The organism is Bifidobacterium santillanense, assembly GCF_018555385.1.
Taxonomy (GTDB): Bacteria; Actinomycetota; Actinomycetes; order Actinomycetales; family Bifidobacteriaceae; genus Bifidobacterium; species Bifidobacterium santillanense.
This window is the reverse complement of the sequence record NZ_JAFEJS010000002.1, coordinates 268,745-282,876: the sequence shown is the minus strand read 5'-3', so window position 1 is coordinate 282,876 and position 14,132 is coordinate 268,745. Positions and strand designations below refer to the sequence as shown.

General features: G+C 66.8%; 10 protein-coding genes and 1 pseudogene. 9 read left to right on the top strand and 2 right to left on the bottom strand.

Annotation, left to right across the window (positions count from 1 at the left end; genetic code table 11):
- Positions 1–11 precede the first annotated feature (11 nt).
- Positions 12–437, top strand: a complete 426-nt coding sequence (locus JS528_RS03740) for a nucleoside 2-deoxyribosyltransferase (protein ID WP_338069764.1) — start codon at positions 12–14, stop codon at positions 435–437.
- A gap of 7 nt (positions 438–444) precedes the next feature.
- On the opposite strand, the gene JS528_RS03735 is transcribed toward JS528_RS03740, so the two are convergent.
- The gene (locus JS528_RS03735) at positions 445–1,749 is read right to left on the bottom strand and encodes a class I SAM-dependent methyltransferase (RefSeq protein ID WP_214357760.1); all 1,305 of its coding nucleotides are present in this window, start codon (positions 1,747–1,749) and stop codon (positions 445–447) included.
- Positions 1,750–2,175: 426 nt separating this feature from the next.
- On the opposite strand from JS528_RS03735, the gene fucO reads away from it, so the two are divergent.
- Positions 2,176–3,327 (top strand): lactaldehyde reductase, encoded by a 1,152-nt coding sequence (fucO, locus tag JS528_RS03730; protein ID WP_214311581.1) that lies wholly within the window; start codon positions 2,176–2,178, stop codon positions 3,325–3,327.
- Between the two features lie 228 nt (positions 3,328–3,555).
- Here fucO and JS528_RS03725 read toward each other — a convergent pair whose 3' ends face one another.
- A complete protein-coding gene (locus tag JS528_RS03725) occupies positions 3,556–4,488 on the bottom strand; it encodes a glycosyltransferase family 2 protein (RefSeq protein WP_214357759.1) in 933 nt (310 codons plus the stop codon).
- Positions 4,489–4,552: 64 nt separating this feature from the next.
- Here JS528_RS03725 and JS528_RS03720 point away from each other — a divergent pair, with 64 nt between their 5' ends.
- The 7 genes and pseudogenes from JS528_RS03720 to ftsH all read left to right on the top strand — a co-directional run bounded on the left by JS528_RS03720 (position 4,553) and on the right by ftsH (position 14,101).
- Positions 4,553–6,109, top strand: a complete 1,557-nt coding sequence (locus JS528_RS03720; protein ID WP_214357758.1) for an AI-2E family transporter — start codon at positions 4,553–4,555, stop codon at positions 6,107–6,109.
- Between the two features lies 1 nt (position 6,110).
- A complete protein-coding gene (locus JS528_RS03715) occupies positions 6,111–7,337 on the top strand; it encodes a glycosyltransferase family 2 protein (RefSeq protein ID WP_214357757.1) in 1,227 nt (408 codons plus the stop codon).
- A gap of 31 nt (positions 7,338–7,368) precedes the next feature.
- The gene (locus JS528_RS03710; protein WP_214357756.1) at positions 7,369–8,217 is read left to right on the top strand and encodes an ABC transporter ATP-binding protein; all 849 of its coding nucleotides are present in this window, start codon (positions 7,369–7,371) and stop codon (positions 8,215–8,217) included.
- Positions 8,214–9,876, top strand: a pseudogene (locus JS528_RS03705) (ABC transporter permease). Before JS528_RS03710 ends, JS528_RS03705 begins: the two are co-directional and overlap by 4 nt.
- Positions 9,877–9,931: 55 nt before the next feature.
- Positions 9,932–11,389 carry a D-alanyl-D-alanine carboxypeptidase gene (locus tag JS528_RS03700; protein ID WP_420838176.1) on the top strand — a complete coding sequence of 486 codons (1,458 nt, stop codon included), beginning with the start codon at positions 9,932–9,934 and terminating at the stop codon, positions 11,387–11,389.
- A gap of 55 nt (positions 11,390–11,444) precedes the next feature.
- On the top strand, positions 11,445–12,008 hold the full coding sequence (gene hpt / locus JS528_RS03695; protein WP_214357754.1) for a hypoxanthine phosphoribosyltransferase: 564 nt from the start codon (positions 11,445–11,447) through the stop codon (positions 12,006–12,008).
- Complete coding sequence (ftsH, locus tag JS528_RS03690; RefSeq protein ID WP_214357753.1) at positions 12,005–14,101, top strand: ATP-dependent zinc metalloprotease FtsH; 2,097 nt, start codon at positions 12,005–12,007, stop codon at positions 14,099–14,101. The genes hpt and ftsH overlap by 4 nt, the downstream gene beginning before the upstream one ends.
- The last annotated feature ends 31 nt before the right edge of the window (positions 14,102–14,132 follow it).

Genomic DNA, 14,132 nt, shown 5'->3' with positions numbered 1-14,132 from the left:
CAATGGTGCGCGTGAGTGAAAAGCAGTATGACTTCTACGTAGCAGGACCGTTCTTCGACCCCGAGCAGGCGCATAGCATGGAGCAGTTGGAGGGTGTGCTGGAACGTCACGGCAGGACCCTGTTCAAGCCCCGTTTCGCCAGCCAGATCGAGGAGGTCGGGCCGGAGGGGTGCTTCGAGGACGACATCCGGGGCATCCAGGCGTCGGACGCGGTCATCGCGAACCTCATGGACGAGGACGCGGGGACCATGTTCGAGATCGGCTACGCGCATGCGATGGGCATGCCGGTGTACGGCTATTCGGAGGGACTGACCCCGATGGGCCGCGTCAATCTGATGGTGGCGCAGGCCGTCGAGATGGTGTTCTCCGGCCCCGAGGATCTGGCGAAGTGGCTGGAGACCGGGGAACACGAGGAAATCGACTACATCCAGTTCTGAAGGCGGCTCAGGCCCTCCACCACGGACGCAGCGGGTACCACCTGCCGTCCGGGTGGCCCACGCGGTCGGGGCGGACGGCGAGGAACTGGTGGATCTGGATGCCGTCCAGCTCGAAGTTGAGCGCGCATGCGGCCATGTACAGGCCCCACACCTTCGCGCGTTCGAACCCGACCTGTCTGACCGCGTCGTCCCAATGCACGGACAGGTTGCGGTTCCAGTGGTGCAGCGTCAGCGCGTAGTGCTGGCGCAGGTTCTCCTGATGCACGACGTTGAACCCGGCGTCGTGGATGCACGACTCGATGAAGCCGGGGGCGCCGAGATCGCCGTCGGGGAAGATGTAGCGGTCGAGGAACTCGTCGGTGCCCGGCTTGCCGTTCGGCTTGTCGTGGCTGATGGTGATCTGGTGGTTGAGCAGACGTCCGCAGGGCTTCAGGAGCTTGTGCATCTCCTCGAAGTAGCTCCGGTAGTTCCTCACGCCCACGTGCTCCATCATGCCGATCGAGCTGATGCCGTCGAAATCGCGTTCGGGCACCTCGCGGTAGTCCTGCACGCGCACCTCGGCCAGATCCGTCAGGCCCTCGCGGGCGATCCACTCGTTCGCGTACGCGGCCTGCTCCTTCGAGAGCGTGACGCCGAGCGCCCTGATGCCGCGCCGCGCGGCCGCGATGACCATCGAACCCCAACCACAGCCGATGTCGAGCAGTCGCTGGCCGGGCTCCAGGCCCAGCTTGTCGAGGATGAGGCGCAGCTTGTTGGCCTGTGCATCCTCGAGACTCATGTCCTCGTCCTCGAACACCGCGCAGGTGTAGGTCATCGAGGGGCCGAGGAAGTCGGCGTAGAACTCGTTGGACATGTCGTAGTGGAAGCTGACCGTCTCGGAATCGGCCTTCTCGGTGTGGGGAAGCAGGCCCTCCTTGATGCGGGCGAACTTGCTCGGCCCCTCGGTGGCGGGCGCAGGCGGCCTTCTGAACCCGTGGCTCAGGATGCCCGCGGAGACGCGCGCCAGCGAGACCGGGGTCATCGGCTTGACGTATTTGGCCATCGACACCATCGCGCGCATCGCCGGGTACGGATCGGCGTAGTCGATGCCCTCCACGTCGAAGTCGCCCAGTACGTACGCGCGCACGACGCCGATCTCGTTCGGATGCGCGAGCAGCTGGTACATGCAGCGCGGGCTGGTGATGCGCACCTTGAGATCGGCGTCGGGCGAACCGAAGTGCGATCCGTCGAACGCATCCACGCGCACCGGTGCGTCGTCCCAGAGAAACAGTCCCACCATCTCGCCGACCGTCATAGCCCTGCCGTTTGCCATAGGTGAATCCCTCCCTGCTTTTTCCGTGTAGGGCATGTGCGTACCGTGGCGTGGGCATGTGCGTAGGCCGTTCGGCGTCCGTGGGCGTGCCCGCGCGTGCGTCGGCAGTCGTCGCGCGGAATGTGTGTGAACCCCAATTTTCCGTTTCATTGTAGTATCGTCCGTGTTATGGGGGAACGCCGTCGCATTCCCTCCCACACGCCGATGCCATGGTTTCGTTGCCATCGTTCGTATGGGTGGGTTTCGCCGGTATGGAGCCGTTTTCGCCCGATGACCGCTCATTATTCGAAGGAAAATGCGAAAATTTCCAACGCCGTGCTGGTGAACGCTCACAAGCGCGAGTACACTGGGGGAATGTCGGGAGATGCGACGAGCGCATCGGCCCTACGTACAATGACAGACACGAGCTTCAAAGGAGAGCTGCATATGGTCTACCGCATGATTTTCAACCAGACTGCCTACTTCGGTCGCGGTGCGATCAAGGAGATCCCGGCCGTCGCGAAGCAGCACGGCTTCACGAAGGCGTTCATCGTCACCGATCCGGTCCTGCTGGAGACCGGTACCGCCGAGAAGGTCACGAAGGTCCTGGATGAGGCCGGTCTGCCGTACGAGGTCTTCTCCAACGTCAAGCCGAACCCGCCGGTCGAGTGCATCAAGGACGGCGTCGAGAAGTTCGCCGCCTCCGGCGCCGACTTCCTGATCGGTCTGGGCGGCGGCTCGCCGCAGGACACCTGCAAGGGCATCGGCATCATCACCGCCAACCCGGAGTTCTCCGACGTGCTGTCCCTCGAGGGCGTGGCGGACACCAAGAACCCGTCCGTGCCGATCTTCGGCGTGCCGACCACCGCCGGCACCGCCTCCGAGACCACCATCAACTACGTGATCACCGACACCGCCAACAAGCGCAAGTTCGTGGCCGTCGACCCGCACGACATCCCGATCGTCGCGTTCGTGGACCCGGATCTGACCGACTCCATGCCGCGCGGCCTGAAGGTCGCCACCGGTCTGGACGCCCTGACCCACGCCATCGAGGGCTACATCACCCCGGGCGCCTGGTCGCTGTCCGACTGCCTGTCCATGCAGACGATCCGCATGATCGCCAAGAACCTCGCCAAGTCCGCCGACGGCGACGTGCCGGCCGGCGAGCAGATGGCGTACGCCTCCTACATCACCGGCATGGCCTACTCCAACGTCGGCCTCGGCCTGGTCCACGGCATGGCCCATCCGCTGGGCGGCCGTCTGGGCGTGGCCCACGGCGTCGCCAACGGCATCCTGCTGGCTCCGGTCATGGAGTACAACAAGGACTACACCGGCGAGAAGTACCGTGACATCGCCGACGCGTTCGGCGTCGAGGACGCCTACACCGGCGATCTCGAGAAGGTGCGCGAGGAGGCCGTCCAGGCCGTCCACAAGCTGACCGTGGACCTCAAGAACCCGACCACGATCTCCGAGGTGGGCGCCACCGAGGCCGACCTCGAGCCGCTTGCCCACGACGCGTTCAACGACGTGTGCACCCCGGGCAACCCGCGCAAGGCCACCGAGGAGGACATCCTCGCCATCTACAAGAGCCTGATGTGATCCGAACGGGTCGGGCGGGGGCGTCTCCGACCGACCCGCCGGTCCCTCGAAGGGGTGCGGAAGACCGTGATCCGGCCGCCGGGCCAAACCCGCGTACGACCTGATGCAATGCGATGTCCCGCGCCGATTCCAGGTCGACCGGACCACCGATGACAGGAGCCTGATCGGAAAAGTCGTCATGACCTTCCGATCAGGCTCCTTGTCGTTTCGCGCCGTTGTCCGGTTTCGCTACGCCCGATCCTCGTGCCGCTCGTCGTAGGTCTCGTCCGTGGGGGTCTCGTCGTACAGTTCGCGGCCCTCCTTCTCGGCGAGCTCCATCTGCTCGTTGATCCACGCGGCCTCGGCCGGGTTGATGTCGGCGGTGTTGAGCACCTTCTGCCAGACCGGATAGAAGAGGTGCATCGCCGGGTACATGGCCGTGAACAGGATCTCCGGCTTGTGCTTGCGCCAATGCTGCGGATGCGCGTCGAACGTGTTGCGGAAGCGGCGCATGTAGTTGAGGAACGAGGAGAGCGACGTGTCCATGCGGCGCGCGCTCATGCCGGCGATCATGCGCGGCGAGTACACGGTCTTCAGCCCCTTGCCGATCAGATGCAGGGAGATGTCGATGTCCTCGTGCATCACGTCGGCCCTGTCGCGGCACACCTCGCCGGAGATCTCGCGCCATGCCGAGGCGCGCAGGGCCATGTTCGAGCCGAACAGCAGCGGCTGGCCGCCGTCGGCGCGGTAGATGCGCTTGCGGATGCGGTTGTCGCTCTTGAGGCCGAAATGGCGCGACGGCATGTCGTAGTACATCACCGGGCCGGTGGCGCCCATCGCGTTCGGATCCTCGGTGAAGATCCCGGAGACGACCTCCACCCAGTCCGGCTTGATCATGCAGTCGGCGTCGAAACGACCGAGCACATCGCCGGTGGCGTGGTCCAGACCGTAGTTGCGGGTGGGGATGAGCCCCTGTTCGGCGTCCTGATGCAGCAGCTTGACCGGGGCCTCGGGGTGGTCGGCCATGAACCGCTCGACGACCTCGCAGGTGTCGTCGGTGGAGCGGTTGTCGACCACCAGTATCTCGTGTGGCATCACGGTCTGCCTGATCGTGTTGAGCAGACAGTCGGCGATGCGTTCGGACTCGTTCCAGGCCGGAATGACGATCGAGACGTTCAGCATGCCTTCAGGATAAATGGGTGGGCGTACACCCCTCCCGCACGCCCCGTCGCTACAATGGGGATCCATGAGCGAAAGCGCGCGTACGCACAACGAAACGGACGACACGGAGCAGCGGTGGGATTTCGGCACCCTGTTCCCGATGAAGGGCGATAGCCGCAGACCTCCGGATTGGTTCGGCAGGGGCATTCTGTACGTCGCGATCGGCGTCATCGTGTTCGCCTTCTGCTGGCGTTCGTGGGGCAAGATCGACTATCTCGTGCTCGACATCATCATCTCCCTGTTCATCGCGCTGGCGATCGAGCCGCTCACCCTGGCGCTGGTGCGCCACGGCTGGAAGCGCGGCGTCGCCTCGGCGTTCGGCATGACGCTGCTCGCCGTGGTCGTGGTCGTGCTGCTGTCGCTGTTCGGCAGCATGTTCGTCCAGCAGGTGATCGCCATGCTGTACGGCATGCCCGCGATGTACGAGCAGATCAGGGACCTCGTGGCGCAGTACACGTCGTTCGATCTGCCCGAGATCAACAGCCTCGGCACGGAGATCCTCAAGAACATCCAGACCTCGTGGGTCACCGACTTCGCCGGCACCGCGATGAACACGGTCGGCGGCCTGTTCTCGTTCCTGCTCAACCTCATGACCGTGGTGATGACCACGTACTACATCTCCGCCGCCGGCCCCAAGCTGCGCCGCTCCTTCTGCCAGTGGATGGCGCCCAGCATGCAGCGCCGCTTCCTGCTGGTGTGGACCGTCGCGCAGGACCAGATCTCGTCGTTCCTGTTCTCCCGCTCGATCCTCGCCCTGATCAACGCGGCCTGCACCGCGATCTTCCTCGAAGTGCTCCACGTGCCGTACTGGATGCCGCTGGCCCTGTTCTGCGGCGTCGTCTCCCAGTTCATCCCGACCGTCGGCACGTACATCGGCGGCGCGCTGCCCGTCCTGTTCGCGCTCGGCAGCCGCGGCTGGATGTACGGCGTGGGCGTGCTGGTGTTCATCATCGTCTACCAGCAGATCGAGAACCTGATCCTTTCGCCGAAGATCTCCCAGCGCACGATGGACATCAACGCGGCCATCGCGTTCCTCGCCGTGCTGGCGTTCGGCTCGCTCTTCGGCGCGCTCGGCGCGTTCCTCGCCCTGCCGGTCACCGCCTCGCTGCAGACGATCTTCCGCGCGTACACGCGTCGCTACGAGCTGGTCGATTCGCCGCTCATGTACGATCCGGAGACGGAGAGGAAGTCGAAGGTCGTCGAGGCGTCCGAGGCGTTCAGCGAGCACGTGCTCCACCCGATCGGCGACCACATGCCGCGCGCCGCGAAGGGATCGACCAACCGCGTGCCGATGAACGACGAGATCCGCCGCCTGCAGGAGCAGATCTACGCCATCCCGTCCGACTCCGCGGGGGAGGGCGACGCCGACGATTCGGCGACCGTCGCCATCCCCAAGGGCGTGCTGGGACGCGACGCCGCGGCCGGGACCGGGGTCGACGGCCTCGTCGGGACCGGTCCGGCGAGGGACGGGTCCGACGGGTCCGCCGAACCGGGCGGGTCCGCCGAACCGGACGAACCGGACGGGGCCGGATCCGCGACGGACGACTCCCCGTCCGACAACCCGCGTGCGAGGTGGCGCTGACATGGTCCTGCTCACCGTACTCGACGTCCTCATGTTCATCGTCGGCGCCGTCGGCATGGTCTACCAGGTCGCCTGCGTCGTGATGTCGCTGTTCTCCAAGCCCGTGCGCTTCCCCGACGCGCCGATGGACAAGCGCTACGCCGTGCTCATCTCCGCGCGCAACGAGGAGCAGGTCATCGGCAACCTCATCGGCTGCATCCGCGACCAGACCTACCCGTCCGATCTCATCGACATCTGGCTCGTGGCCGACAACTGCACCGACCACACCGCCGATCTCGTGCGCTCGCTCGGCTGCAACGTCGTCGAACGCCACAACGACCAGCTGATCGGCAAGGGGTACGCGCTGACCTACCTGCTCGACCACATGATCGACGCGGGCCTGTCCGACACGTACGACGCGTACTTCGTCTTCGACGCCGACAACCGCCTCGACAGGCACTACTTCGAGGAGATGAACAAGGCGTTCCAGTCCGGATTCAGGATCCTGACCAGCTACCGCAACTCCGTCAACCTCAACGACAACTGGGTCTCCTCCGGCTCGGCCCTGTGGTTCATCCGCGAGTCGCGCTTCCTCAACAACTCGCGCATGCTCTTCGGCTCCAGCTGCCACGTCGGCGGCACCGGCTTCATGTTCTCCAAGGAGGTCATGAAGCGCAACAAGGGCTGGAAGTTCCACCTGCTGACCGAGGACCTCGAGTTCACGATGGACTCCGTCCTGCACGGCGACCGCGTCGGCTACTGCGGCACCGCGATCCTGTACGACGAGCAGCCCGTCACCTTCGCGCAGAGCTGGCGCCAGCGTCTGCGCTGGAGCAAGGGCTTCCTGCAGGTGTTCCGCTTCTACGGCCCGTACCTCGTCAGACGCGCCGTGCGCGAACGCGACTTCTCCGCCGTCGACTTCACGCTGCTGCTGTGCCCGTTCACCGTGCTGAGCGTGTGCCGCATCGCGCTGGGCATGCTGTTCGCCGCCTTCGGCTTCGTCACGTGGAGCAGTCAGATCGGCGCGCTGACCAGTTGGTCGAACGGCATCGTGCTCGCCGTGCTCGGCATGATGGCGCTCGCGGGCCTGACGATCGTGGCCGAACGCGACCAGATCGGCGCCACCAACAAGGAGCTGTTCGCCTACGTGCTGAGCTTCCCGATCTACATGCTCTCCTACGTGCCGATCTCCTTCCAGGCCATCTTCTCCAAGGCGCAGTGGAAGCCCATCGCGCACAAGGGCGCGTGACGCCGCGTGCCTTCGGGTGTATGCTGGCGGCATGAGTTTCGACATACAGGCGCCGAATGTCGATTTCCCGCGGCCGGCGCCGGGATTCGTGCCCTTCGACCCCGCCGCTGCGGTCTCCATCCGCGGCCTGTACAAACGCTTCGACGGCAGGACGGCCGTCGACGGCCTGTCGCTCGACATTCCCGTCGGCTCGTTCTACGGACTCGTCGGCCCCAACGGCGCGGGCAAGACCACCACGCTCAACATGGTCACCGGACTGCTCGTGCCCGACGCGGGCGGTGCGATGATCCTCGGCCGCGACGTGTGGAGCGACGTCAACGCCGCCAAACGGGCGATCGGCGTGATGCCGCAGCCCGACCAGATCTTCGACCGTCTGACCGGCCTGCAGCTGCTGGTCTACTCCGGCATGCTGCGCGGCATGCACCGCGCCGAGTCGACGGCCCGCGCGCGCGACCTGCTCGCCGCGTTCGATCTCGTCCGAGCGTCGAACACGGTGGTCGCCGACTACTCCGCCGGCATGACCAAGAAGATCTGTCTGGCCTGCGCGATGATCCACAGTCCGCGACTCCTCGTGCTCGACGAGCCGTTCGAGTCGGTGGACCCTGTCTCCAGTGCCAATCTCAAGGACATCCTGATCGAATACGCGGCGACCGGCGGTACGGTGATCATCTCCTCGCACGTGATGGCGCTGGTCGAGCGGATGTGCACGCACGTGGCCGTCATCGACCACGGCCGGGTGCGCGCGGGCGGCACCGTGGAGGAGGTCGCCGCCGGAGAGGACCTCGAGGACCGCTTCCTCGAGCTGGTCGGCGGACGCCACGAAGCCGCGCGCATCAGCTGGCTCGACGGCGGCGCGCCTGCGGCCGGAGCGGCGCGATGAACGCCGCGTCCACGCTGGTGCGGTTGCGCTGGGCGCTCACCATGGCCGCCCTGCGCCGGTCCCCATGGCAGATCGTCGCGTTCGTCTTCGGCGTCGTCGCGGCTGTGGGCACGATCGCGGCCGGCGGGCACGGCCGCCTGGTTCCTCGGCGGGCTGCCGCCGCTCCTCCGGCCGCCGCGCGGCGGCGCGCCGATCACCATCCTCGGCCCCGGCGGCATCGTGCACATCGCCACGATCCTGCTCGGCGCGTTCCTGATGGCGATGGTGGCCCTCGTCCAGCTCATGCTGGTCGGCGAGGGATCCGTGATGAACCCGCGCGCGCTCGTGCTCTACGGCATCCCCGACCGGCAGCTGCAGCTCGGCCTGCTGGCCGCCGGCTGCTGCGGCATCCCGGCCATGACCGGGCTCGTCTCCATGCTGCTGTGGTCGCTCGTCTACCGGCGGATGGGCGTCGCGGCCGTCGTCGCGGCCCTCGTCGCCGCGCCGTTGTTCGTGCTCACGATGACGAGCCTGTCCAAGCTGCTCGTCTCGCTGTCCACCTCGCTGGTCACCTCCAAACGGGGCAAGGCCGCGTTCTACGTCGTCGTCACCCTGCTGTTCGTCGCCGTCTGCCAGCTGCCCAGCATCCTCGCCAACTCGGGCCTGTCGGCCGGGATCGACCCGAGGCTGGCCGCACGGTCCGCCTCGATCATCGCATGGACGCCGCTCGGGGCCGCCTTCCAGCTGCCGTACGACGCGTTCCTCGGCGACTGGGCGGCCCTCGCCGGACGGATCGCCGTGCTCGTCGCGACATGGACCGCGTGCCTCGCCCTGTGCGTGTGGTGCCTGAGGCGCGAACGCCTCGTCCACGGCGCCGCCGCGCGCGCCGCAGTCGCCAAGGGCATCGGCGCGTTCGCCTGGATGCCGGACGACGTCTCCGGCGCCGTCTCCGCGCGCCTGCTCACGTATCTCGTGCGCGACCCCCGTCGGGCGATGCTGTTCGTCATGCCGCCGTTCATCGTCGTCGTCTTCGCGCTGCAGGCGCGCGGCAACTCCGTCATGGTCTGGCTGGCGCTCGTGGTGTCGGGGTGGACGTTCGCCATCGCCGAAAGCAACGGACTGGCCTATGACGGCCGCGGCTTCGCGATGCAGGCGCTCGCGGGCGTGCCGGGACTGGCCGACCGCATCGGACGCGTGCGCGTGTACGCGGCGCTCGTCGTCGCCTACACGCTCGTCCTGTTCGTCGTCGTCGCCGTCATCACCGGCGACTGGCGGCGTCCGGACGGTCTGCTGTTCGGCGCGTTCATCGCCGCGCTCGCCATCGCCCTCGGCCTCACCGGACTGGGGGTGGCGGAGATCACCTCCTGCACGCTCCTGTACCCCGTGCCCCCGATGGACAAGCCGTTCTCCTCGCCGCAGGGGCGCGCCGCGGCCCAGGGCTTCTTCCCGTTCGTCTATCTGCTCGGCGGCATCCTGCTGCTGGCGCCCACCGGCGTCGTCGCGCTGGTCCTGCTGGCGGTCGGTGCGATCGCCGATCTGTACTGGGTGCTCATACCGGTCGCGCTCGTCAACGGCGTGGCCGCCCTCGCGCTCGGTTCATGGCTTGGCGGTAAGCTGTTGGACGCGCGGACGCCCGCCATCCTGCACACGCTCGACGGATTCGCGTCGCTGCAGCGCTGACGGACGGAACGCGGCGGGTCACACGGACCCGCAGACAAGACGCAAGACGTAAGGGATGGTGCCCATGGCGGCGAGAAGGTCCACGGTTCGGCGGAACGGTACGCATCGGGTGCTCGTATGCGCCGTCTGCGTCGCGCTGACGCTCGCCGCGGGACTCGGATACGCCGTCGCCGACGTGGCCGACGCCGCTCCGGGTCTGCTCACCCTCCAGTCGGTCGAAACGCGCCGATACACCGATCCCGCCTCGTCGCGAACCGCCGGGATCGTCTCGGGCGCGACGACCGGCGCCGCCGACGTGGACAAGGCCAAGGTCGACGCGCTCATCGCGACGCTCGGCCAGGCGCAGGGCGTCGGCACCGACTTCTCGGTCGTCGTCGCCGACGTGAACGGCAAGGTCATCGCCGAGCACGAGGCCGGAACCGTGCGCGAACCCGCATCCACCACCAAGACGCTCACCGCGTTCGCCGCCGCCTCGACGCTCGAGATGAGCTCCACGCTCGACACCGACGTCCACCTGACCCACACGGGCGGCGACGGCGTCCCCACCATCGTGCTCAAGGGCCACGGCGACATGCTGCTGTCGGCCGGGCGGAACGACCCCACGCACATCAACGGCCGCGCCGGACTGGCCACGCTGGCGGACAGGACCGCCGAGGCCCTCAGGGACAAGGGCATCACCGCCGTCGCGCTCGCCGCGGACGACACGATGTTCGGCGACGACCGCGAGCCGGCGAACATCGCCGAGAACAACAACGAGAACCGCTACTACACCCCGATCTCCACGATGGCGGTCGACGGCGGGCGCGACTGGACCGGACTCGAGGCGCAGGACCGCGACTCGTTCACCGAATACCCTATGCTCTCGCAGCACACCGCCGCCGACGCCGCGAACACGTTCAAAACGCTGCTGACCGAACGGGGCATCGGCGTCACCGATTCCGACGACGTGAGCGGCCAGAAGACCTCCAACCGCATCGCGCGCGTCAGCTCGGCACCGCTCAACGAGGTGATGGCGTTCATGATGCGCCACTCCGACAACACGCTCGCCGAGCTGTTCGGCCGTCTCACCGCGCTCAAGCTCGGCACCGGCAACTCGATCAAGGGCGACACCGAGGCCGTCGAGCAGGTGCTCGCGAAGCACGGCGTCTCCACCGAAGGGCTCACCCTGACCAGCTGCTCCGGACTCGCGCCCGGAACGGGACTGACCGTCACCACGCTCGTCGGCGTGCAGGAGCGCCTCGCCGACCCCGACGGCGGCGCGGCGGCCGCACTCGAGGGCCTGTCCGTGCCCGGATTGGTCGGCACCGCGCGCAGCCGCGTCGCCGACGACTCGACGCGCGGGCTCATCAGGGTCAAGACCGGTTCGCTCGACCACGTGCGCTCGCTGGCCGGCAACGTCTCGCTCGAGAAGGGCGGCGTGCTCACCTTCGCCGTGATCGTCAACAGCACCACCGACATCTGGGCCGTCAACACGGCGGTCGACCAGTTCGTGGCGGCACTGGCAAAACTCTGAATTCATTCAGGTTTCACCCAGAAACACGTCATTCGCGTGTGCCAAGATGGTGGGCATGCGAATCGCTGACGTACAAGACGACATCGACCACGAGCTGGTCAGCAAAGAGGAAATCCAGGCCATCATCGACCGCGCCGCCGCACAGGCGAGCGAGGACTACCGCGACAGGAACCCCCTGCTCGTGGCGGTGCTCAAGGGCGCGGTGAACACCTTGGCCGCGTTCTCGCAGGCCCTGTCCATCCTCTGCCAGATCGACTTCATGAGCCTGTCGAGCTATGGCTCCGGCACCGTGTCCAGCGGCACCGTGACGATCCGCCAGGATCTGTCGACCGATGTTCGCGGTCGGCACATTCTCATCGTCGAGGATATCGTTGACTCAGGTCGTACGCTCGCATGGCTGGTCGAGGAGCTGAAGCGCCGCGGCGCCGCGTCCGTCGAGATCTTCGCCCTGCTGGAGAAGCCCGCCCGCCGCGAGGTGGAGGTGGACGTGAAGTACAAGGGCCTCGAGATCCCGGACGAGTTCGTCGTCGGCTTCGGCCTCGACTATGACGAGCGCTACCGCAATCTCGACTCGATCGCGGTGCTGAAGCCGGCAGTATATCAAGGAGAACACGCATGAGCTTCCCCCAGGGGCCCGGGCAGCCGAACAACAACGGCGGCAATGGCGGCCCGTTCAACAACCCGTTCCGTCGCAACGACGGCAACGGCAATAACGGCAACAGGTCCAACAACAACGGCAAGGGCAACGGCAACAGGCCGTTCTGGCAGTCGCCGTGGCTGTGGGGCGCCGTGATCGTCGTGATGGTCGCGCTGATGTTCCAGATGTTCGCTGGCACCGGCGCGCAGACCATCGACACGAAGGACGGCCTGCAGCTGCTCAAGAACGGCCAGGTCGACTACGCCAAGATCGTCGACAACAAACAGAAGGTCACCCTCGACCTCAAGTCGGACTACGCCAAGCAGGACTCCGACACCGGCAAGGAGCACAACTACGGCCAGAAGGTGCAGTTCTACTACACCTTCGCGCAGGGGCAGGATATCCTCAAGGCCGTCCAGAGCGCCGATCCGTCCAAGGGTTGGAGCGCCGACATCGAGCAGACGAGCATGATGAGCTACCTGCTCACCTCGATCCTGCCGTTCGTCATCTTCTTCGTGCTGCTGTGGTGGATGATGAGCCGCATGGGCGGCGCGTCCGGCATGCTCGGCATGGGCGGCAAGAAGAACAACGGCAAGCTGCTCGAGGGCCAGACCCCGAACACCAAGTTCTCCGATGTCGCCGGCGAGGACGAGGCCTTGGCCGAGGTCGAGGAGATCAAGGACTTCCTCAAGGACCCGTCCAAGTACAAGGCCCTCGGCGCCCGCATCCCGCGCGGCGTGCTGCTGTACGGCCCTCCGGGCACCGGCAAGACGCTGCTCGCGCGCGCCATCGCCGGCGAGGCCGGCGTGCCGTTCTACGCGATGGCCGGCTCCGACTTCGTCGAGATGTTCGTCGGCCTCGGCGCCTCGCGCGTGCGCGACCTGTTCGACGAGGCGAAGAAGAACGCCCCGGCCATCATCTTCATCGACGAGATCGACGCCGTCGGCCGCAAGCGCGGCTCCGGCATGGGCGGCGGCCACGACGAGCGCGAGCAGACCCTGAACCAGCTGCTCGTCGAGATGGACGGCTTCGACAACGACACCAACCTCATCATCATCGCCGCCACCAACCGCCCCGACGTGCTCGACCCCGCCCTGCTGCGCCCGGGTCGTTTCGATCGTCAGGTGGGCGTCGCGGCCCCGGATCTCGAGGGCCGCGAGGCGATCCTCAAGGTCCACGCCAAGGGCAAGCCGTTCGTGCCGGACGTCGACCTGCACATGGTCGCCGTGCGCACGCCGGGCTTCACCGGCGCCGATCTGGCCAACGTGCTCAACGAGGCCGCGCTGCTGTGCGCCCGCGCCGGCGCCCAGCTCATCGACAACCGCGCCATCGACGAGGCCATCGACCGCGTCCAGGCCGGCCCGAAGCGCAAGTCCAAGGGCATGGCCCTCGACGAGCTGCGCAACACCGCGTACCACGAGGGCGGCCACGCGCTGGTCGCCGCCGCGCTGCACAACACGGACCCGGTCACCAAGGTGACGATCCTGCCGCGTGGCCGCGCGCTCGGCTACACCGCCGTGATGCCGACCTCCGACCGCTACTCCCAGTCGCGCAACCAGCTGCTCGACCAGATGGCGTACGCGATGGGCGGCCGCACCGCCGAGGAGATCGTGTTCCACGACCCGACCACCGGCGCGTCCAACGACATCGAGAAGGCGACGAACATCGCCCGCACGATGATCACCCAGTACGGCTTCTCCTCGCAGCTCGGCGCCATCAAGTGGGCCGACGACGAGGACCAGGGCGGCGATCTCAACGGTCTCGGGCCCCACAAGTACTCGAACAAGACCGCCGAGGTCATCGACGACGAGGTGCTCAGGCTCGTCGAGACCGCGCACACCGAGGCGTGGGAGATCATCAACAACAACCGCGACATCCTCGACGAGCTCGTCCGTCAGCTGCTCGTCAAGGAGACGCTCAACGAGAAGGAACTGGCCGAGATCTTTGCGCCGATCCGCAAGGCTCCGGAGCGTCCGGTGTGGCTGTCCGACCAGCGTCGTCCCGATTCGGACCTGCCGCCGGTCGAGATCCCCGAGTCGCTCAAGCGCTCGGTCGGTATGAAGCCCGGCGAGTGATTCGCATGGAAGGCCGCCGCGATCGCATGGT